The sequence below is a fragment of the Microtetraspora fusca genome (assembly GCF_001570365.1).
GTDB classification, from domain to species: domain Bacteria; phylum Actinomycetota; class Actinomycetes; order Streptosporangiales; family Streptosporangiaceae; genus Microtetraspora; species Microtetraspora fusca.
In genome coordinates, this window is sequence record NZ_BBYK01000046.1 from 124,201 (window position 1) to 143,242 (window position 19,042).

Sequence of the window (19,042 nt, forward strand, 5' to 3'; positions counted from 1 at the left end):
CCCGGGATCCCCGGACATCCCCTTCGGGTCACGTCAGTTGACGCTGATCACGGTTCCGGCCCCATTGGGGTACTCGATGTAGCCGGTGTGGCGTCCCTCCGGAACCCCCGACCAGGTGGCCGTGTAGGTGACCGGGACGCCCGGGGTGACCGTGGGCTTCTTGGGCGAGACGGTCAGCGTGCCCGCGCCGCCGCTCTGGGTCACCACGTTCGCCTGCGCGGTGAACGGCGTCTCCGCCATGGACATGGCGACCACGATCACGGTGTACGTCCCTGCCTTCGGCCTCTGTATGACGATCCCGGGGGTGCTGCCGCCATTGTCGTCCAGCCAGGACGAGTAGGCATAGGTGCCGTTTTCCTCGAGGTAGACGATCCCGCCGAGCTCCTGCCGGGGGTCGTCCGCGCGGAGCGTGACCTCGACGGCCTTGGCCCCGGCCGGGACGGTGAAGTCGACCGTCGTGTAGCCGCCGTCCGCGGGCGCGGAGCCGGGCGTCAGCGGGCCGGAGACCATTCCGTAGGTCGTGACCGGGAAGTGCTTCACGGCCGGGGTCACCTCGAAGGAGACCGAGCCCTCCGTTCCCGTGCCCCTGACCACGGCGGGCGCGAGGGCGCTCTGCGGGGTCACGACCACGGTGCTGCGGACGGTCTTGCCCGCGCCGGTCCAGGTCAGCGAGCCGACGGTGAGGACGTCGGCCGACGCGTCCTTCGCCAGCTCCATGGTGACGGCGAACTCCTTGGTCTCCCCCGCCTTCTTGAAGTTCAGCGTGGACGGGGTCACCTTGGCCTTGATTCCCGGCAGGTCGACCTTGGCGTGGTACACGCCGGGCGTCAGGGCCGTGACCCTGCGGGTGACGGTCTTGCCGCCCAGGAGCCGGCTGACCGCGATGGTGGGGTAGTTCAGGTCACTCGTCGCGATCGGCGCCGCCCCGGTGGTGTCCCACGCGTAGCCGAGCCCCTTGAGGTAGCCGAGCCAGTCCTGGTCCGTGGCGTCGTACACGAGGCCGGGGTCGAACATGGCGTCGGCGACGACGTGGCCCGCGCCCTGCGCGAAGGGGTCGTTGGCGTCCGTGCCGTCGGCCGCCTTGGTGGGGACGGCGGTGGTCATCATCGCGGACTTGATCGCCGCCGGCGACATCGCCGGGTGCTTGGCGAGGTAGAGCGCGGCCAGACCGGCGACATGCGGGGTGGCCATCGAGGTGCCGGAGTAGAAGTCGAAGTCCTTGCCGTCGTTTCCGGTCGGCGACACGGCCGCGAGGATGTTGACCCCAGGAGCGGCGATGTCCGGCTTCAGCAGGTCCCCGTTGTTGGTGATCGAGGGACCACGCGAGGAGAAGTCCGCCACCTGCGGATAGGGGAGGCCGTCCGAACCGGCCGGCAGCAGCGTGACCGTCGCGCCGTCGATACCGGCGTAGTCGAGCACGGCCTTGGCGTCGGGCCAGTCGACGTGCACGGTCGGTACGGCGTGCAGGTCGCCGTCGGTGTCCAGCTTGCTCGTGTTGGCCAGCACCATGCCGACACCACCGGCCCGCTTGACCTCCGCGGACTTGGCCACCCGCGCGATGACGCCACGCTCGCAGAGGATGATCTTTCCGGCGGTTTTGGCCGGGTCGAGGGTGTCCGGCGAGCAGAGCCTCGCGTCGGCGTCCGTGGCGGCCGCGTTCTTCACCGAAAGCGCCGTCGCCAGCGGCTTGGGGCCGAGCGCCTCGACCACCGACGTGCTGCTGCCGCGGTAGCGGGCGCCGTTGCCCAGCTCGACGTCGGCCTGGTAAGGCGCGATCGTGCTCGCGGCCACGGTGGTCGTCCACGGCATGGTGTTGTCAAGCGACCTGGCGTCCGGCCCGCTGTTCCCGCCGGCGGTGGCCACGAAGATGCCGGCCGCGGCGGCGGAGCGGAAGGCCAGCTGGATCGAGGAGTAGTAGGAGGATTCCTGTGAGCCACCCACGGAATAGTTGATCACGTCGACGCCGTCGGCGACGGCCTGGTCGATGGCGGCGACGAGGTCCGAGGTGGCACCGCCGGTCGAGTCGTCGTCGGCGCCCTGCCAGAGCGCCTTGTAGACGGCGATCGCCGCGCCGGGGGCGACTCCGGAGATCTCCCCGAAATCGATGCCGTTCGCGCTCGCCTTCACGGCGGTGTCGCCCGCCGCGGTCGAGGCGGTGTGCGAGCCGTGGCCCTGCGCGTCGCGGGGCGAGGCGTAGTCGGCCCGCTTCTCCGGCGGGACCATGCTCATCCAGGCGTCGCCGAAGTACCGGGCGCTGATGACCTTCTGGTTGCACAGGTTCGCGGTGAACTGCTCACCGGTCTGGCAGGTGCCGGTGAAGGTGCCGCCGTCGGCCTTCTTCATGACGGAGGTCTCGCCCTGCAGATAGGGCCGGTACGGATCGGCGTCCGTGGGCGGGGCGGCGTCGAGTGCCGGGGCGGCGAACGACGGGTTCTCCGGCCAGATGCCGGTGTCGATCACGCCGACGACGATCCCCTTGCCGGCGTTCGCCGTACCTCCGAGCGTGGACCACAGGCCGTTCTCGCCGGACAGCTTGAGGAAGTCGGTCGAATTTCGGTCATTGGTGGGCTTGAGCAGCTCGTTGGGCTCGACCGAAATCACGTCGCTTCTCTGGTGCAGCCTGAGCGCCTGGGCCGGCGTCAAGTCGGCGACGAAACTGTTGACGGCGACGGAGAACTGCTTGCCCGGCCTGGCGCCCACGCTCTGGGCGACCTGGTTCTGCCGGCTCTTGAGGTGGTCGCGGTAGCGCTTGGCGTTCGCGCTGCCGGTGTCCACTTTCCTGCCCTTGCCGGGCTTCGTGGCGGCGATGCCGTCGACGCCGCCCTGGTAGGTGGTGAGCGGCTGCTCGGCCAGGGTGACGATGTAGCTGCCGGTCGGGCCGGCGGTCAGGAGGCCGGTAGTCAGGGGGTCGGCCGAAGCCGGCGTGGGTGCCGCGGTGATCGCCACGGCGGCGGCGAGTGCCATCGCGCCGAAGGCACTCGCTCGTCGCGTATTGCGGGCCATTGCTCCTCTTCGAGATGGGGGGTGCCGCCCGGCAGCAAGGTCGCTGGGAGGCAGGTAGAAGTGAACGGCCCGTGAGGATCAGTTGTCGAGATATAGTGCTGGCAATTTCGGTCACATGGCGAAAAGCGTCACTATCTGGTCAGGTGGTAGGTGGAAGACCAGCCAGTGCTCGGTGCGGTGGGCATCGGCGATTTCGACGAACAGGTCTACCGATTCCTGCTCCGCCACCCCGACCGCACAGTCACCGACCTGGCCGGCTCGCTGCGAGTCAGCACCGCACGGGTGCGGCACGCGCTCGCCCGGCTGGCCGACCTCGGACTGCTGCGACGGACCGGGCCGGGCAGGTACGAGCCGGTGGCGCCCGAGGCGGCGCTTGGATGGCTGATCGACCGGCGCCGTCTGGAGGCCGAGGCGGGGCTGGCCGAGGTCCGCACCACGGTCGCCGACTTCGCGCAGCTCTACCAGTCAGGCCGGCTGGGAGCCGACCCGGCCGGCCTGGTGGAGATCCTCTCGGGCGAGGACGCGGTGAAGCGGCAGATGACGGAGTTGAACAGGGCGATCACGTCGGAGGTGCTGGTGCTCGACCGGCCGCCCTACCTGGGGTGGCCCGACGAATCGGCGGACACCAACGAATCGGAGATCACCGGGACCCGGAAGCTGATCGCACGGGGGGTGGACATCCGGGTCGTGTACTGCTCGGACTCCCTGCAACGCCCCCGCCGGTTCGAGACCCTCCTCAGATTGGCCGAAGAGGGTGAACGGTCCCGGTTCCTGCCCAGCCTGCCGTTCAAACTGCGGATCGCCGACCGGCGGCTGGCACTGATGCCCCTGGTGGACGGCGTCTACGACAACGTGGCACTGATCCGTCCCTCCGGCCTGCTCGACGCGCTCATCGAACTGTTCGACGCCTACTGGGAGCGCGGCCAGCCGCTCACCGGGGCCCCGCCGCCTGCTGGCGACAGGCCGGACGAGGAGGACCTGCTGGTGCTCCGGATGCTCAAGGCCGGGCTGAAGGACGAGACGATCGCCAGGCAACTCGGAGTGAGCGCGCGCACCGCCACCCGCCGGATCGCCGCGGTCGTCGAACGGCTGGGCGCCTCCACCAGGTTCCAGGCCGGTGTCGAAGCGTCCGCGCGCGGCTGGCTCTGAGGGACTCGCCTCGGTTCGCGGTGGTGCGGCGCCCGTCGTCGGCGACGCCGGGGTCGGTGGCCGGCGATCGATCGGTGCTCAGAGCCCTCCGCCGGGATCGTCCCGAGTGATCGTCGTCGGATCGGTGCGGGCGGTCAGGGTGGCCAGGTAGTCGTCCAGGAGCTCGACCTGCCGCTGCGGCGGGAACGCCGCCGGGTCGAACAGGGCCTGGACCACCAGGCCGAGAACGAAGAACTGAGCGCCGGCCGCGATGTGCGCGGGGTCGCCGGGGGGCAGTTCGCCGAGCTTCTGGGCCGCGGCCACCCGCTCGCTCAGCCCGTTGCGGCTTTGGGCGTACTTGCGGGCGTAGTCGGTGCTCAGGGCGGGGTCGGAGAGTGCGGCGTCCCAGGAGGAGACCCAGATTCGGTTGCTGTCGATGGCTTCAGGGGTCAGCGGCAGGATGTCCAGTAGTGCGTCCCTGAGGGCGGCCAGACCTTCGCCCGTGTGGCGGCGGGGGCGGGAGATGGTGCGCTGTTCGAGTAGGTCGAGGGCGTACGCCACCAAGGCGTTTTTGGTGGGGAAGTAGTGCGTGAGCAGGCCGGTGGTCGCGCCGAGTTCGGCGGCGACGGCGCGCAGGGTCAGGCCGGCGAAGCCGCGTGTGGCCATGACCTGCCAGACCGCTTCGGAGACATCGCGTCGGCGGGCCTCGTGATCTCCCTTGGTACGTGGCACGCTGCCACGGTACATTGCCATAACGCTTGTTATGTGAATGGGGAGGCCCTCATGTTCTCGCTGCCGCTGCGCGACGGCGCCCGCCTTGCCGGGCTGGAGATCTGGCATGCCGAGGAGTTCGCCGACCATCTGGATCGGGCTCGCGAGCACATTCGTCCGTGGGTCGGGTCCGCGTTCGTCACCCACGATGTGGACGGGGCGCGGGCCACGCTCAAGCGGTATGCCGAACGCCAGGCCGGCGACGGTGCCCGCTTGTACGGCATCTGGCGGGATGGAGTGTTGGTCGGCGGTGTGTTGTTCACCGACTTCGATGCCGCCGCCGGCTGGTGTGAGATCGGGTGCTGGCTGGAGCCGTCCGCCGAGGGCCACGGCCTGATCACGCAGGCGTGTGAGGCGTTGTTGGACTGGGCGTTCACGTCCCGGGGGCTGCACCGGGCCGAGTGGCATTGCCGGGCCGACAACGACCGCAGCGCAGCGGTGGCCAAGAGGCTCGGCATGACGCTCGAGGGCGTGCGACGCGAGGCATGGCCGTACGAGGGCGTGCGCTACGACAAGCAGATCTGGGCGATCCTTGCTCCCGAATGGCGAGCCCGGGGCCGGTGACCGGCGGACGGCGGCGCACGGGACACCGCGAGCGTCATGCCCCCGAAGCCCCACATCCGCCCACGGACACCGCCCGGCCGCGGCACCACCGACCCCACTCCGGAGTGCGGCGAGCGCTGAAGGCCAGGTGAATGGTGATGTCCGCGCCGGTCAGGCCGGGTGCGGCTCGGGGGCCGGCGCTTCTCTGTTCCTGACCGGTCTGGTCACCTGCTTGGCCACGCACGACGGCATCCCCGCCGTCGCGCGTGCCACCTCGCGCCGGTACGCGCTCGGCGGCATACCGACCAACTCCGTGAAGCGCGTACTGAAGGTGCCCAGCGAGGAGCAGCCGACCGCGAAGCAGACCTCGGTGACGCTCAGGTCGCCACGCCGCAGTAATGCCATCGCACGCTCGACCCGACGGGTCATCAGATAGGAGTACGGCGACTCCCCATAGGCGAGCCGGAACTGACGGCTGAGGTGGCCGGCCGACATGTGCACGCCACGGGCCAGCGCCTCCACGTCCAGCGGCTGCGCGTACTCCCGGTCGATCCGGTCCCGAACGCGCCGCAGCCGCGCGAGGTCGTTCAGGCGATGGGCCTCGTTGAGCGCGCGCGTCCACGAGGGGTGACACATGACAGAACTCCATTCATCGATGCCTGCGAGCACCTGGGCGCATGCCCGGGGTAGCCACCGCGGCGCCGAACCCGGTGTCGTGGTCGAGCCAGCGGCTCTCGTCCGCGGCTTTCGTCCCGCGCCCGCGCACAGGCCGGACGCCCGATCTCGACGGCTTCCGGCGATGCCGCGGGACCAGGAGCGGCAGAGGCCGGTACGGCCGCGCCACCCGGCTCAACGCGACGCGGTCTCCCACGCGAACCCGTCCGGGTCGGCGAAGGACCCGATGTCACTGCCGATCACGAGCCGGTGCGATCCGGTGCCGTCGGGAGAGACGCCGGCGTCCTTGGCCAGGGCACGGCGCCCGTAGAGCGCCAGCTTGACGGGACTCGACCCCGTGGCGAACTCGACGTACTTGCGGCCGAAGCTCTTCGCCACGGCGAGGCCACGGTCAAGGTAGAACCGCTTGCTCGCGGCCACGTCGGCGGCTCCCAGCAGCAGCACGATCTCGTCGATCTTCCGGGTGGCCGGGCCGGTGTCCTTCTTCGCCGAGGTCGCGACCTTCCAGATCGTCCCGTCCGGGGCTTGGACGACGCCGCCGTAACCCCAGAGCGACTTCGTGACCGGCTTCAGCGGCGAAGCGCCGGCGTCCAGAGCGGCGCCGATGAGACCGTTGACGTCGGCCGGCTGGGACACCGTGAGCGACAGTGTGAACCCCCGGAACCCGGTCGTCGGCGCCTCCGAGGCCCGCAGGCGCACCTGCGAATCCAAACCGAAGGCGTCGGTGTAGAAGCGTCTGACGGCGGAGGGGTCGGCCACCTCAAGGGTGACGCTTTCGATGGAAGCCATGGCGATGACGCTAGTTGCGGCCCCGTGACCGGCGCTTCTCGATTCCTGATCGCTCTGCTACCACCCTGTGGCCGCGAGCCACCCGGCGGCGCGCGGCCGGTTCCGAGGTGAGCGGTGGGACGCGGTTTCGCGAGACGGCGTCCGACCACTAGGCTGGCGGGGCACCGATGAACCCGTGCGGGAGAGCGTCCTGACAGCCGGTCAGGTCCCCTGAAGGAGCAAGCCCTCCCCGCGAACCTCTCAAGGCAAAGGACCGTGCGGGCCAGGTGACCTCTGGAAAGCAGGCCGCGACCGGCCTCGCCGAAGGTGAAAGTCCGGGCAATAAACGGACGAAGCTCTCAGGCACCGATGACAGAGGGGGAGGATGCTCTCATCCGTCTTCCTGAGGTGCGATCATGTCACGATCTACCCCGTTGCGTGAGGTTCACGAAGGCCTCGGCGCCACGCTCACCGACTTCGCGGGATGGCAGATGCCCCTGCGCTACGGCAGCGAGTCGGCCGAGCACAACGCGGTGCGCACCGCGGCCGGGCTGTTCGACCTGTCCCACATGGGCGAGATCCACGTCACCGGCCCGCAGGCGGGAGAGGCGCTGGACTACGCCCTCGTCGGCCACCTGAGCGTGCTCGAACCCGGCCGGGCGAGATACACGATGATCGTCACGGAGGACGGCGGCGTACTGGACGACCTCATCGTCTACCGGCTCGCTCCGGAGGACTTCATGGTCGTCGCCAACGCGTCCAACTACGCCAGGGTCGCGCAGGAGCTGACCGAGCGCGCGAAGCCGTACGACGCCCAGGTCGAGGACCGGTCGGACGCGTACGCGCTGGTCGCGATCCAGGGGCCGAACAGCACGGCGATCCTCGGCAAGCTGACCGACGCCGACCTGGACGGACTCAAGTACTACGCGGGCCTCCCCGGCACGGTCGCCGGGTTCGAGGTCATGATCGCGCGTACCGGCTACACCGGCGAGGACGGGTTCGAGCTGTTCGCCCGGCCCGAGGACGCCGCCGGCCTGTGGAACGCCCTCACCGAGGCGGGCGCGGAGCTGGGGCTGCGGCCGTGTGGCCTGTCCGCCCGCGACACCCTCCGGCTGGAGGCGGGCATGCCCCTGTACGGCAACGAGCTGACCGCGGAGATGACTCCCTTCGACGCCGGGCTGGGCCGGGTCGTGAAGTTCGACAAGCCGGGCGACTTCGTCGGGAAGGCCGCGCTGTCCGGGCGCCCGGCCCCCGAGCGGCGCCTGGTCGGCCTGGTGGCGCGCGGCCGCCGGGTCCCCCGCCACGGATATCCGGTCACGCGGGAGGGCGAGGTCGTGGGTGTGGTGACCAGCGGCGCGCCTTCACAGACTCTTGGCAAGCCCATCGCCATGGCCTACGTCTCGGCCGACGCCCTCGACAAGGGCGGTCTGACCGTGGACATCCGTGGTAGCCAAGAACCCGTTGACGTCGTCGATCTGCCTTTCTACAGGAGGAGCAAGTGAGCAGCATTCCCGAAGAGCTGAGCTACACCAAGGAGCACGAGTGGATCGCCGGCGTTGAGGACGGTCTCACCGTGACGGTGGGCGTGACCGCGTTCGCCGCGGAGCAGCTCGGTGACGTGGTCTTCGTGCAGGTGCCCGAGGTGGGCAGCACCGTCGAGGCCGGTGACGCGGTCGGCGAGGTGGAGTCCACCAAGTCGGTGAGCGACATCTACGCCCCGATCGGCGGCGAGATCGTGGAGACCAACCAGGCGGTCGTGGACGACCCCTCGCTGGTCAACTCCGACCCGTACGGCGAGGGCTGGCTGTTCCGCGTGCGCATCGAGGGCGAGCCGGAGGAGCTGCTCTCGGCCGCCGAGTACGCCACCCTCACCTCGGGCGAGTCCTGATATTCCCTGACATCTCCAGATAAGGGCATGGATCATGGCGATCAGTGTCTTCGATCTGTTCAAGGTGGGCATCGGGCCGTCCAGCTCCCACACGGGCGGCCCGATGGCGGCGGCGCACAAGTTCGCCCGCGGCCTTCACCAGGACGGTCTGCTTGAGAAGACCTCGCGCGTCGAGGTCGTCCTGTACGGCTCACTCGGCCTGACCGGCAAGGGCCACGGCAGCGACAAGGCGGTGCTGCTCGGCCTGTCCGGGGAGAAGCCCGAACTGGTCGACGTGGACACGGTCGACGAGCGGCTCGCCGCCATGCGGGAGTCGGGCACGGTCACCGTGTACGGCTCCCGCGAGATCCCCTTCGTCGTCGGCGAGGATCTCGTCTTCGAACGCAAGATCACGCTTCCCCACCATCCGAACGGGATGCGGTTCACCGCCTTCACCGACTCGGGCGAGATCCTGCGCGAGAAGATCTACTACTCGGTCGGCGGCGGGTTCGTCGTGGACGAGAACGCCACCGGCGCCGACCGCATCAAGCCGGACGACACCGTGCTCCCCCACCCCTTCACCACGGGGGCGGAGCTGCTCGACCGGTGCGCGGAGACCGGCCTGTCGATCTCCGCCCTCATGCTGGAGAACGAGCAGGCCTTCGGCCGCACGCCCGCGCAGATCCGCGAGGGGCTGCTGCACCTGTGGTCGGTCATGGCCGAGTCGGTACGGCGCGGCACCACCAAGGAGGGCGTCCTCCCGGGCGGGCTCAAGGTCAGGCGGCGGGCGAACCAGTTGTACCGCCGCCTGCAGACCGAGGCCGACCGCGACCCGCTGCGCGCGATGGACTGGGTGACCCTGTTCGCGCTCGCGGTGAACGAGGAGAACGCGGCGGGCGGCCGGATCGTCACCGCCCCGACGAACGGCGCGGCCGGCATCATCCCGGCCGTGCTGTCGTACTACACGCGGTTCGTCGAGGGGGTCGACGACGACGGCGTCGTGCGCTTCCTGCTCACCGCGGGGGCGATCGGGGTGCTCTTCAAGGAGAACGCCTCGATCTCCGGCGCCGAGGTCGGCTGCCAGGGCGAGGTCGGGTCGGCCTGCTCGATGGCCGCGGCCGGGCTCACCGAGGCGCTCGGCGGCACCCCCGAGCAGGTCGAGAACGCCGCCGAGATCGGCATCGAGCACAACCTGGGCCTGACGTGCGACCCGATCGGCGGCCTGGTCCAGATCCCGTGCATCGAGCGGAACGCGGTGGCGTCGGTCAAGGCGATCGCCGCGTCCCGCATCGCGCTGCGCGGCGACGGCCGCCACTTCGTGTCGCTCGACAAGGCCATCAAGACCATGCGCGACACCGGCAGGGACATGCTCGACAAGTACAAGGAGACCAGCCGGGGCGGCCTCGCCGTCAACGTCATCGAGTGCTGACCAGGCGCCCGGCCACGGCGGTGACCAGGCCGGTGTCGTCCGCGAGGTCGGCGGCGCCGAGGACGAGCAGGAGCGCCCGTACGGCCTCCGCGTCCCGGCGTCCCGACCAGGCGGCGCGCAGCCGGGCGGCCGCGGGGTCGTCCGGCTCGTCGTCGCGGGTGTGCCGGGCCCACGCGGCGAGCGCCGACTCCAGCACCGGGGTGTCCCGGCCGGCGGCGCGCAGTTCGCGCAGCGGGGCCAGCCACCGCTCCGGCAGTTTCAGCGAGCCGTCCGTGGCGATCTGCCGCAGCCGGTGCCGCATGGCGTGGTTGGTGAACCGCCGCAGCAGCGTGTCGGTGTACCGCCCCGGGTCCGGACCGCCCACCAGGGTCGCCGCCACCTCCGCCGCGTACTCCCGGACGATCCGCTCGCCCCACGGCTGATCCATGACATCCGCCACGGTCTCGCAGCCCGCCTCCAGGCCCGCGTACGCGATGAGCGAGTGGGCTCCGTTGAGCAGCCGGAGCTTGGTGAGCTGGTAGGGCCGCACATCCGGCACCAGCTCGGCTCCCGCGCTCTCCCAGCGCGGCCGCTCCGCCGCGAAGGCGTCCTCGATGATCCACTGGCTGAACGGCTCGCCCACCACGGCGGCCTCGTCCCGTACGCCCAGGGCCTGCGCGGCGGCGCTGAGGTCGGTCTCGGTGGCGGCCGGCACGATGCGGTCCACCACGGACGAGGGGAAGGCGACGGCGGAACTCATCCAGGCGAGCAGCCGGTCGCGCTCGGGCCAGCCGGTGGCGGCCACGTAGTCGCGGACCAGCCGCGCGGTCACCTCCCCGTTCGCGGCCATGTTGTCGCAGGACACGACGGAGATCGGCGCGCCCGAGCGCATCCGGTCGCGCAGTCCGGTGGCGAGCTGCCCGACCGCGGTCGCCGGCACGGGCGCGCCGGCCAGGTCGCGGACGACCAGTGGATCGCGCAGGTCGAGCCCGCCGGTCGCCGGGTCCCGCCGGTAGCCCTTCTCGGTCACGGTCAGGGTGACCACGGTGACGCCGGGGTCGGCGAGCAGTGCGGTCAGCCGGTCGCCGTCGTCGGCCGCGTGGAGCACCTCGGTGACCGAGCCGACGACCCGGGTGACCGGCCCGGCGGGCTCGCGCAGCGTCACGGAGTACAGCCCGTCCTGCGGGCGCAGCGCGTCGGCGACGGCGCGGCTGCGCTGGCTGACCCCCGCGATGCCCCAGCCGCCGCCGTGCCGGGCCTCGGCCCGCTCGGTGTACACGGCCTGGTGCGCACGGTGGAAGGCCCCGATGCCGAGGTGGACGATGCGCGGCCACAGCGACGCCGGATCCATCGCCGGCCGCAGCGGCTCGGGCACGAGGGACAGGGTCGCGCCGGACAGCCTTTCCATGGCGCTCACGGCACCGCCTTCCTTTCTCATCGGGACCTCCCGCCGGGGCTCACCAGTCGTGCACCGAGCCGTCGGCTCTGCGGCCGACCGGCAGGTACTTCGGCTCGTACGGGAAGCGGGCGGCCGCCTCCTCGTCCAGCTCCACGCCCAGGCCGGGCGCCTCGGACGGGTACAGCGCCCCGTCGCGCAGCTCGTACGACGGCTGGAAGACCTCGTGCGTGAGGGGCGAGTGTCCCATGTACTCCTGGATGCCGAAGTTGGGGACGGTCACGTCCAGGTGCACCGCCGCCGCCATGCTGACCGGGGACAGGTCTGTCGCGCCGTGCGAGCCGGTGCGCACCTGGTACAGCTCGGCGAGGTTGAAGATGCGCCGCAGGTGGGTGATGCCGCCCGTGTGGGCGACCGACGCGCGGATGTAGTCGATGAGCCGCTCGGTGATGAGCCGCTCGCAGTCCCAGATCGAGTTGAAGACCTCGCCGACCGCGATGGGCGTCGTGGTCGCCTGGCGGATCTGCCGGAAGGACTCCTGCAGCTCGGCGGGGGTGGGGTCCTCCATCCAGAACAGCCTCAGGTCCTCCAGCCGCCGCCCGAGCCGTCCCGCCTCCGTCGGGGTGAGCCGGTGGTGGACGTCGTGCAGCAGGTGGAAGTCGAACCCGAACCGCTCCCGCACCGCGGTGAGGTAGGTGGGCGCGAAGTCCAGGTACGCCTCGGTCGACCAGATCTGCTCCTCGGGCAGCGCGGCGTTGGCGGGCTCGTAGACCTGGCCGTGCCGCACGCCGTAGCTGCCCGGGGAGCCCGGGACGGCGGCCTGCGCCCGGATCGCGCGGTACCCCAGCTCCTTGAAGCGGGCGATGTCGTCCAGCAACTCGGCCACGTCGCCGCCGCTGGCGTGGCCGTACACCATGGCGCCCTCGCGGGCCTTGCCGCCGAGCAGGTCGTAGACGGGCAGGCCGGCGACCTTGCCCTTGATGTCCCACAGGGCCGTGTCGACGGCGGCGATCGCGGTCATCGTCACCGGGCCGCGCCGCCAGTACGCGCCCTTGTAGAGGTACTGCCAGGTGTCCTCGATCCGGGCGGGGTCCCGGCCGATGAGCAGCGGCACGACGTGGTCGCGCAGGTAGCTCGCCACGGCCAGCTCCCGGCCGTTCAGGGTCGCGTCGCCGAGGCCGGTCACGTCGTCCGATGTGGTGATCTTCAGCGTCACGAAGTTGCGCCCCGGCGAGGTGACGATGATCTTCGCGTCGGTGATGGTGGCCATGTCTCCCCCGTGTTCTCCCTGTCTCCTCAGGCGTTCTCGGTCTGCGCGGCCTGCGGCCAGTGCGCGTACTCCCGGCCGCCGAGCCGGCGCGGGGCGGTCTCCGGCATGAACAGCAGCGCCACGATGCTGACCAGGACCAGCGCGCCGACGTACAGGGCGGCCCAGCCGAAGGAGCCGTCACCCGCGATCAGCAGCGCGGTCGCGACGACGGTGAACGGACCGGAGGCGATCATCGAGCCGAACTGCCACACCACCGAGATTCCGCTGTAGCGGACGCCCGAGGGGAACAGCTCGGGGAAGTAGGACGCCTGCGGCGCGTACGTCCCGGCGTGGCCGACCGCCAGCCCCGCGATGAGCAGGAGCGTGATGACGGCCATGTTGCCGGTCTCGACGGCCTTGAAGGCGGGCACGATCAGCAGCAGGTTCAGCACGGCGGCGCCCAGATAGACCGGTCGGCGGCCCACCCGGTCGGTCAGCCGCCCGAAGAGCGGGATCATGACCAGCTCGGCGACGATCGCGATGATGACGGAGTTGAGCACGATCGAGCCGTCCACGCCGTGCTCCTTGGCGTACGACACGAGGAAGACCGTGTAGAAGGGGAAAACCGCGGCCTCGACGAACTTGGTGAACAGCCCACCGATCACCTCCTTGCGGTGCTTGCGCATCAGCAGCGGCAGCGGCGCGGCCTCGGACTGGCGGGTCTGCTTCGCCGCCTTGAAGGTCTCCGACTCGTCCACGCGCATCCGGATGAACAGCCCGATCACCACGACGACGGCGCTGAGCAGGAACGGCACCCGCCAGCCCCACGACAGGAACGCCTCCTCCGACAGCGAACCGGTCAGCAGCGCGAACAGCGCGGTCGGCACGAGGTACGCCGCCGGGGAGCCGAGCTGCACGAAGCTCGCGTACCAGCCGCGTCGGGCCGGCGGGGCCGCCTCGGCGGTCAGCAGCACCGCCCCGCCCTGCTCGCCGCCCACGCCGAAGCCCTGCACCAGTCGGACGAAGACCAGGATGGCGGCCGCCCACAACCCGATCTGGTCGTAGGTGGGCAGCAGGCCGATGACGAAGGTGCCGAGCCCGGTCAGCAGCAGCGTGTAGACCAGCGCCCTCTTGCGTCCGATCCGGTCGCCGACGTGCCCCCAGACCAGCCCGCCGAGCGGCCGGGCGAAGAACCCGACCGCGTACGTCGAGAAGGCGGCCAGGGTGCCGACCGTCGGATCGACCTCGGGGAAGAAGATCTTGTTGAAGGCCAGCGCGGACGCGGTGCCGTAAATGAAGAAGTCGTAGTACTCGGCGATGGTGCCGACGACGGACGCGCCGACGGTCCGCCGCAGCTCCTTGGGAGCCACGGCGGCCGTCCCGTCCGCCGTGCTGCCCACCCTGCTGCCCGAACTGTCGCTCATGGGCGGTCTCCTCGCATGGTTCAAACCGCGATGGTCAAGCGCTGCGGCGCCCTCTACGGCACCGTAACGGTGTCGGCTACCATACAAGTACTCCAGCCGCCTTTGTCCAGTGGTAGAAATGTCTCTCATGAGACCGAGGGAAGGGCTGCACGCGGCCCGCGCGCGCGGCGGGAACACCCGCCAGCTCGTGCACGAGCTGCTGCGCACGCGGATCATCGGCCTCCGGCTCGCGCCGGGCGCGGCCCTGTCGGAAAACGACCTCGCCGCCGAGCTGGGCGTGAGCCGGACGCCCGTACGCGAGAGCCTGATCCTGCTGGCCGACGAGGGCCTGGTCGACGTCTATCCGCAGATGGGCACGTTCGTCTCACGGATCAGGTTCGCCGACATCGCCTCGGCCCAGTTCATCCGTGAGGCGCTGGAGACCGCCGCGCTGCGCGACGCCGTGGAACGGGCGACAGAACGCGACGTGGCCGACCTGCGTGCCCTGCTCGACGCCCAGCGTGACGCCGAGCGGCACGCCGACACCGAGGCGTTCTTCCAGCTCGACGAGGAGTTCCACGCGCGGCTCATGGCGGCGAGCGGCCACGGCGACGCGTGGCCGGTGGTCAGCCAGGCCAAGGCCCAGCTCGACCGGGCCAGGCGGCTGTCGCTGCCGCTGACCCAGCAGCTCCACCTGCTGATCGGCCAGCACCGCGATGTTGTCGACCTGCTGGAGCGCCGCGACCTGGCGAGCGCGGACGAGGCGCTGCGCCGGCACCTGCGGCTGGTGCTGAGCGATGTGGAGAAGATCAGAGCCAGGCACCCCGAACTGTTCAGCGAGGACGACGCCCCGATCCGTCCCCGCCGTGAGCCCCGCGACTCGCGGGACCGCCGGGAAACCGCCGAGAACGGAGGAACGCTCGATGGGTGAGCCGCAGCGGCGGGGCGTGGTCACGCTCGGAGAGACCATGGCCCTGCTCACCACCGAGCGCACCGGTCCGCTCCGGCACGCGCCCAGCATGGCCGTCGGCATCGGCGGCGCGGAGAGCAACGTCGCCATCGCGCTGCGGCGGCTCGGCGTCCCGGTCACCTGGATCGGCCGGGTCGGCGCCGACGGTTTCGGCGACCTGGTGCTGCGCGAACTGCGCGCCGAGGGCCTCGACGTACGCGCGATCGTCGACGACGGCGCGCCCACCGGCCTCATGGTGAAGGAACGGCGCACCAACCGGTCGCAGAACGTCTGGTACTACCGGGCGGGCAGCGCCGGATCGCGGCTGTGCCCCGCAGACGTGGCCGGGGACGCCATGGCCGGCGCCGCGTTGCTGCACGTCACCGGCATCACTCCGGCGCTCTCCGACTCCGCCGCCGAGGCTGTGCGCCATGCGGTCGGCCTGGCCCGCAGCCACGGCGTCACCGTCTCCTTCGACGTCAACTACCGGGGCAGGCTCTGGAGCCGGGAACAGGCGGCCGAACGGCTGTCGGGCATCCTGCGCGACAGCGACGTGGTCTTCGCCGGGATCGAGGAGGCCGAGCTGTTCGTGCCCGCCAAGGACGACCCGCTCGACCTCGCCGCCGCCCTCGCCGACCTCGGGCCGTCGCAGGTGGTCGTCAAGCTGGGCGCCGAGGGGTGCGCCGCGCTGGTGGACGGCCGTCCGCTGGTCCGCCCCGCCGTACCCGTGGACGTGCTCGACCCGGTGGGCGCGGGAGACGCCTTCGTCGGCGGATACCTCGCCGAGCTGCTGGCCGGGGCGCCGCCCGAGACCCGCCTGGACACCGCCGTCACCGCCGGGGCGTTCGCCTGCACCGTCTCCGGCGACTGGGAGGGCCTGCCCACCCGCGCCGAACTCGACCTCCTCACCCGCCAGGAGGGCGTCGCCCGCTGAGCCCTGTTTATCGTCATACCTCCGGCATGACAGCGCTCGGCGCCCCAAGGCAACGCCTTCGCTCGTCACTCAGGACTCCTCCGTCGCCCACTCGTTCCTCAGTCCAGGCGTCGCCGCGCCTCCCTGTTCATGGTCACGCCTCCGGCATGACAACGCTCAGCGCCCCAAGGCAACGCCTTCCCTCGTCACTCGGGACTCCCCCGTCGCCCAGTCCAGGCGTCGCCGCGCCCCCCTGTTTACGGTCACGCCTCCGGCATGACAACGCTCAGCGCCTCAAGGCAACGCCTTCCCTCGTCACTCGGGGCTCCTCCGTCGCCCACTCGTTCCTCAGTCCAGGCGTCGCCGCACCTCGCGCGATCATGCTTTATCCTGACGGTTCCTGTTTTGTCGGTCGGTTAGGCAACCGCAAGGGGGAAGGTGGCCTCGTTCCTGCGGTCGCACCTGGCGTTCTTCGCCCTGTTCGTGCTCGGCGTGGCGCTGCGGGTGTTGGCCGTGCTCGGCTACCGGCCTGCGCTGTGGTTCTGGGCCGACTCGTTCGCGTACCTGAGCTCGGGCCTCGATCTGCGCCCGCTGGCATCCCGCCCGTCGGGCTACTCGCTGTTCCTGTGGCTGCTCAGCCCGCTGCGCGACATCCAGGCCGTCGTGATCGTCCAGCATCTGCTCGGGATCGGCGTCGCCGTCCTCATCTACGTCCTCCTGCGACGCCGTACGGCACTGCGCGGATGGATCGCGGCGCTGGTCGCCGCGCCGGTGCTCCTGGACGCCCACCAGATCCAGCTCGAACATCTGATGATGGCCGACCTGCTGTTCACCTTCCTGGCCGTGGCCGGGGTGGCGATCCTGGTGTGGCGGCCGAAACCCTCCGTCACGGCCGCCGCCGCGGCGCTGTTCCTGCTGGCGCTGGCGACCGTCACCCGGACCATCGGGCTCCCGCTGATCGTCATCGCCGCCGTCTGGCTGCTGCTGACCCGGGCGGGCGCGCGGGCACTGGTCTCGGGCGTCGCGGCGGCGGCGGTCGTCCTCGGCGGCTACGCCGTCTGGTTCCACAGCGCGCACGGCTCGTACGGCATGGGCGGCAGCAGCACGTGGCTGTGGTCGCGCACCATGACGTTCGCCGACTGCGCCAAGATGGACCCCGCTCCGCGCCTCGCCCCGCTCTGCCCCACCGAGCCGAGACTGGCCGCGCCCGCCTACATCTGGGACGCCGCCTCCCCGCTCCAACGCGTCGGGGCGAACCGGGAGGAGCTGGCCGGCGAGTTCGCGTCGCTGGCGATCCGCAGCCAGCCGCTCGACTTCCTGCGCACCGGGTTGAGCGACGCGCTCTGGGCCTTCGAGTGGGAGCGCCGGGTTTACCCCTCCCCCGGACCGCAGAGCGCGTACGTCTTCCCCGAGTCGGCGAAGCCGTTCCCCGACAAGATCGCTTCCGCGGGGCGCACCGCGACGCAGCTCACCACCGCGTACCAGGGCTCCTCCGGCGAGACCCGGGTGGTGGAGCCGTGGGCGGGGTGGCTGCGCGCCTACCAGGAGCAGGGCTACCTGCGCGGGCCGTTCCTCGCGGTCATCCTGCTGATCGGGCTGGGCGGCCTGATCGTACGGCGGTGGGCCGTGATCCCGCCGCTGGCGGCCGCCGCGGCCCTGCTCTTCGTGCCGCCGATGATCGCGGCCTTCGACCACCGCTACATCGTGCCGGTGGTGCCGCTCGCCTGCCTGGCGGCCGGGCTGGCGCTGGGCGCCCGGCGGTCAGCGGCGCCGGATGTGCAGCCTGACCAGCGTCGGAAGCTGCCCGCGGCCGACGACGCCGCGCACTCGTGACACCGCCTCGGCGTTCAGCCGGCCGATCACCTCGGCCGGGTCCGCCTCGGGCAGGAGGTCGATGCTGATCCGCATCCTGCTGTCGCCGACCAGCCGCACGTACAGCTTGCCGATGCCCTGAACGCCCTTGAGCGCCACGCCGAGCATGGCGATCCCCGAGCCGGTACGCGTGCCGATCCGCCCCCAGCCGAGGGCGACGAGCAGCCAGCGCGTCGCGATGATGCCGATCACCAGCGGCACGAGGACGCCGAAGGGACGCGCCCAGGCGTTCTCGGTGAAGAAGCTCAGGTCGAGCACCTGGTCCTCGGGCCGCTCGCCGGCGGCGAGCAGCACCACGACGCCGCCCATCAGCAGTGCCAGGCCGACCACGAGGATGCCGATGCGGTTTCCCATGTACGCGCGCATCGTCACCCCCTCGCCCGGCGCAGCCGTACGACGACGTCCTGGCGGCCCTGGACTCCGAGGCCGGCGAGCCGGTCCCCGACGGCGGTGCCGACGGCGCGGAGCAGTTCGCCCGCGCCCTGCGCACGGGTGACGACGGTCACCTCGATGCGCCGCGGGTGGATGTGGACGCGGGCCGCCTCGACCCCCTCGACCCCCCGCGCCGCGCTCGCCAGCGTACGGCGCAGGCCGCTGCGGGTGAGGCCGATCACGAGATGCGGGTCGGTGGTCTCCACGGCGACGAGCCGGGGGCGCCCGGGGGTCAGCGCCAGGGCGACCAGCAGCGCTCCGAGGACGACCATCGCGCTCGCCACACTGCGGACGAGCGGGTCGCCGAACGTGAGCGAGAGCAGGCTGCCCAGCCGGGGCCCCGCGGGGGCGCCGAAGAGACTCCCGATGGCCACCGCGAGCACGGTCCACGTCGCCGTGGCGATCGCGACGGAGACCAGGACGCCCGCGGGAGTGCGCCCGGGCCGCAGCGTGCGGACCGCGTTGCGCCGCAGCGTGCGCCGTTCCGTCCGCGCCGACGCTGTCGGGGAGGCCGCGAGGATGTCCTCGACGATGCTCATCGGGCCGATCACCACTTCCCGTGTACAGGCATGCTCACGTGCATATGCGTACACCGCAAAAGATCGGCGGGGGTGGCGCACCACTCCATCGACTGGATCTTGAAGGTGCGCCGCCGCAAAATTTGC

17 protein-coding genes and 2 riboswitches are annotated in these 19,042 nt (G+C 71.1%); of the genes, 8 read left to right on the forward strand and 9 right to left on the reverse strand.

Going from position 1 to position 19,042, the window contains the following annotated elements; all coding sequences use genetic code 11:
- Window positions 1–33 precede the first annotated feature (33 nt).
- On the reverse strand, window positions 34–3,003 hold the full coding sequence (locus AWQ68_RS15940; RefSeq protein ID WP_066941087.1) for a S8 family serine peptidase: 2,970 nt from the start codon (window positions 3,001–3,003) through the stop codon (window positions 34–36).
- A 150-nt stretch (window positions 3,004–3,153) separates the two neighbouring features.
- On the opposite strand from AWQ68_RS15940, the gene AWQ68_RS15945 reads away from it, so the two are divergent.
- Window positions 3,154–4,152 (forward strand): helix-turn-helix domain-containing protein, encoded by a 999-nt coding sequence (locus tag AWQ68_RS15945; protein ID WP_218006890.1) that lies wholly within the window; start codon window positions 3,154–3,156, stop codon window positions 4,150–4,152.
- Between the two features lie 78 nt (window positions 4,153–4,230).
- Here AWQ68_RS15945 and AWQ68_RS15950 read toward each other — a convergent pair whose 3' ends face one another.
- Complete coding sequence (locus tag AWQ68_RS15950) at window positions 4,231–4,863, reverse strand: TetR/AcrR family transcriptional regulator (RefSeq protein WP_218006891.1); 633 nt, start codon at window positions 4,861–4,863, stop codon at window positions 4,231–4,233.
- A gap of 51 nt (window positions 4,864–4,914) precedes the next feature.
- Between AWQ68_RS15950 and AWQ68_RS15955 the strand changes: the two genes are divergently transcribed.
- Complete coding sequence (locus tag AWQ68_RS15955; protein ID WP_066941092.1) at window positions 4,915–5,466, forward strand: GNAT family N-acetyltransferase; 552 nt, start codon at window positions 4,915–4,917, stop codon at window positions 5,464–5,466.
- Between the two features lie 150 nt (window positions 5,467–5,616).
- On the opposite strand, the gene AWQ68_RS15960 is transcribed toward AWQ68_RS15955, so the two are convergent.
- Together AWQ68_RS15960 and AWQ68_RS15965 are read right to left on the reverse strand one after the other, a co-directional pair.
- Window positions 5,617–6,081: a helix-turn-helix transcriptional regulator gene (locus AWQ68_RS15960; protein WP_066941094.1), complete on the reverse strand. Its 465-nt coding sequence runs from the start codon at window positions 6,079–6,081 to the stop codon at window positions 5,617–5,619.
- A 213-nt stretch (window positions 6,082–6,294) separates the two neighbouring features.
- The gene (locus tag AWQ68_RS15965; RefSeq protein ID WP_066941096.1) at window positions 6,295–6,909 is read right to left on the reverse strand and encodes a VOC family protein; all 615 of its coding nucleotides are present in this window, start codon (window positions 6,907–6,909) and stop codon (window positions 6,295–6,297) included.
- Window positions 6,910–7,077: 168 nt separating this feature from the next.
- Window positions 7,078–7,175, forward strand: a riboswitch (glycine riboswitch).
- Window positions 7,176–7,274, forward strand: a riboswitch (glycine riboswitch).
- 30 nt (window positions 7,275–7,304) lie between these two features.
- Here AWQ68_RS15965 and gcvT point away from each other — a divergent pair.
- The 3 genes from gcvT to AWQ68_RS15980 are packed head-to-tail and all read left to right on the forward strand — an operon-like array spanning window position 7,305 to window position 10,184.
- The gene (gene gcvT / locus AWQ68_RS15970; protein WP_066941098.1) at window positions 7,305–8,390 is read left to right on the forward strand and encodes a glycine cleavage system aminomethyltransferase GcvT; all 1,086 of its coding nucleotides are present in this window, start codon (window positions 7,305–7,307) and stop codon (window positions 8,388–8,390) included.
- A complete protein-coding gene (gcvH, locus tag AWQ68_RS15975) occupies window positions 8,387–8,776 on the forward strand; it encodes a glycine cleavage system protein GcvH (protein WP_066941099.1) in 390 nt (129 codons plus the stop codon). The genes gcvT and gcvH overlap by 4 nt, the downstream gene beginning before the upstream one ends.
- A gap of 34 nt (window positions 8,777–8,810) precedes the next feature.
- Window positions 8,811–10,184: an L-serine ammonia-lyase gene (locus tag AWQ68_RS15980; protein WP_066941101.1), complete on the forward strand. Its 1,374-nt coding sequence runs from the start codon at window positions 8,811–8,813 to the stop codon at window positions 10,182–10,184.
- On the opposite strand, the gene AWQ68_RS15985 is transcribed toward AWQ68_RS15980, so the two are convergent.
- The 3 genes from AWQ68_RS15985 to AWQ68_RS15995 are packed head-to-tail and all read right to left on the reverse strand — an operon-like array spanning window position 10,171 to window position 14,232.
- Window positions 10,171–11,571 carry a mannitol dehydrogenase family protein gene (locus AWQ68_RS15985; protein ID WP_066941103.1) on the reverse strand — a complete coding sequence of 467 codons (1,401 nt, stop codon included), beginning with the start codon at window positions 11,569–11,571 and terminating at the stop codon, window positions 10,171–10,173. The two genes, AWQ68_RS15980 and AWQ68_RS15985, sit on opposite strands and share 14 nt — an antisense overlap.
- Window positions 11,572–11,620: 49 nt before the next feature.
- Entirely contained in the window at window positions 11,621–12,829 is a 1,209-nt protein-coding gene (manD, locus tag AWQ68_RS15990) for a D-mannonate dehydratase ManD (RefSeq protein WP_066941105.1), read from the reverse strand.
- 26 nt (window positions 12,830–12,855) lie between these two features.
- The gene (locus tag AWQ68_RS15995) at window positions 12,856–14,232 is read right to left on the reverse strand and encodes an MFS transporter (protein ID WP_084464049.1); all 1,377 of its coding nucleotides are present in this window, start codon (window positions 14,230–14,232) and stop codon (window positions 12,856–12,858) included.
- A gap of 127 nt (window positions 14,233–14,359) precedes the next feature.
- Here AWQ68_RS15995 and AWQ68_RS16000 point away from each other — a divergent pair, with 127 nt between their 5' ends.
- The 3 genes from AWQ68_RS16000 (at window position 14,360) to AWQ68_RS42495 (ending at window position 17,906) form a co-directional block, all read left to right on the forward strand.
- Complete coding sequence (locus AWQ68_RS16000) at window positions 14,360–15,142, forward strand: GntR family transcriptional regulator (protein WP_066941107.1); 783 nt, start codon at window positions 14,360–14,362, stop codon at window positions 15,140–15,142.
- Window positions 15,135–16,094 (forward strand): sugar kinase, encoded by a 960-nt coding sequence (locus AWQ68_RS16005; RefSeq protein ID WP_066941109.1) that lies wholly within the window; start codon window positions 15,135–15,137, stop codon window positions 16,092–16,094. The genes AWQ68_RS16000 and AWQ68_RS16005 overlap by 8 nt, the downstream gene beginning before the upstream one ends.
- 417 nt (window positions 16,095–16,511) lie before the next feature.
- Entirely contained in the window at window positions 16,512–17,906 is a 1,395-nt protein-coding gene (locus AWQ68_RS42495) for a hypothetical protein (protein ID WP_066941111.1), read from the forward strand.
- Here AWQ68_RS42495 and AWQ68_RS16015 read toward each other — a convergent pair.
- Together AWQ68_RS16015 and AWQ68_RS16020 are read right to left on the reverse strand one after the other, a co-directional pair.
- Window positions 17,835–18,311, reverse strand: a complete 477-nt coding sequence (locus tag AWQ68_RS16015) for a hypothetical protein (RefSeq protein ID WP_157545343.1) — start codon at window positions 18,309–18,311, stop codon at window positions 17,835–17,837. The genes AWQ68_RS42495 and AWQ68_RS16015 overlap by 72 nt on opposite strands.
- Before the next feature lie 2 nt (window positions 18,312–18,313).
- Window positions 18,314–18,916: a DUF6286 domain-containing protein gene (locus AWQ68_RS16020; RefSeq protein WP_157545345.1), complete on the reverse strand. Its 603-nt coding sequence runs from the start codon at window positions 18,914–18,916 to the stop codon at window positions 18,314–18,316.
- Window positions 18,917–19,042 lie beyond the last annotated feature (126 nt).

Bases quoted from the DNA above. Each gene is read 5' to 3' on its own strand.
- AWQ68_RS15940 (WP_066941087.1), bottom strand. From the start codon at position 3,003: ATGGCCCGCAATACGCGACGAGCGAGTGCCTTCGGCGCGATGGCACTC.
- AWQ68_RS15955 (WP_066941092.1), top strand. From the start codon at position 4,915: ATGTTCTCGCTGCCGCTGCGCGACGGCGCCCGCCTTGCCGGGCTGGAG.
- AWQ68_RS15960 (WP_066941094.1), bottom strand. From the start codon at position 6,081: ATGTGTCACCCCTCGTGGACGCGCGCGCTCAACGAGGCCCATCGCCTG.
- AWQ68_RS15965 (WP_066941096.1), bottom strand. From the start codon at position 6,909: ATGGCTTCCATCGAAAGCGTCACCCTTGAGGTGGCCGACCCCTCCGCC.
- gcvT (WP_066941098.1), top strand. From the start codon at position 7,305: ATGTCACGATCTACCCCGTTGCGTGAGGTTCACGAAGGCCTCGGCGCC.
- AWQ68_RS15980 (WP_066941101.1), top strand. From the start codon at position 8,811: ATGGCGATCAGTGTCTTCGATCTGTTCAAGGTGGGCATCGGGCCGTCC.
- AWQ68_RS15985 (WP_066941103.1), bottom strand. From the start codon at position 11,571: ATGGAAAGGCTGTCCGGCGCGACCCTGTCCCTCGTGCCCGAGCCGCTG.
- manD (WP_066941105.1), bottom strand. From the start codon at position 12,829: ATGGCCACCATCACCGACGCGAAGATCATCGTCACCTCGCCGGGGCGC.
- AWQ68_RS15995 (WP_084464049.1), bottom strand. From the start codon at position 14,232: ATGAGCGACAGTTCGGGCAGCAGGGTGGGCAGCACGGCGGACGGGACG.
- AWQ68_RS16000 (WP_066941107.1), top strand. From the start codon at position 14,360: ATGAGACCGAGGGAAGGGCTGCACGCGGCCCGCGCGCGCGGCGGGAAC.
- AWQ68_RS16005 (WP_066941109.1), top strand. From the start codon at position 15,135: ATGGGTGAGCCGCAGCGGCGGGGCGTGGTCACGCTCGGAGAGACCATG.
- AWQ68_RS16015 (WP_157545343.1), bottom strand. From the start codon at position 18,311: ATGCGCGCGTACATGGGAAACCGCATCGGCATCCTCGTGGTCGGCCTG.
- AWQ68_RS16020 (WP_157545345.1), bottom strand. From the start codon at position 18,916: ATGAGCATCGTCGAGGACATCCTCGCGGCCTCCCCGACAGCGTCGGCG.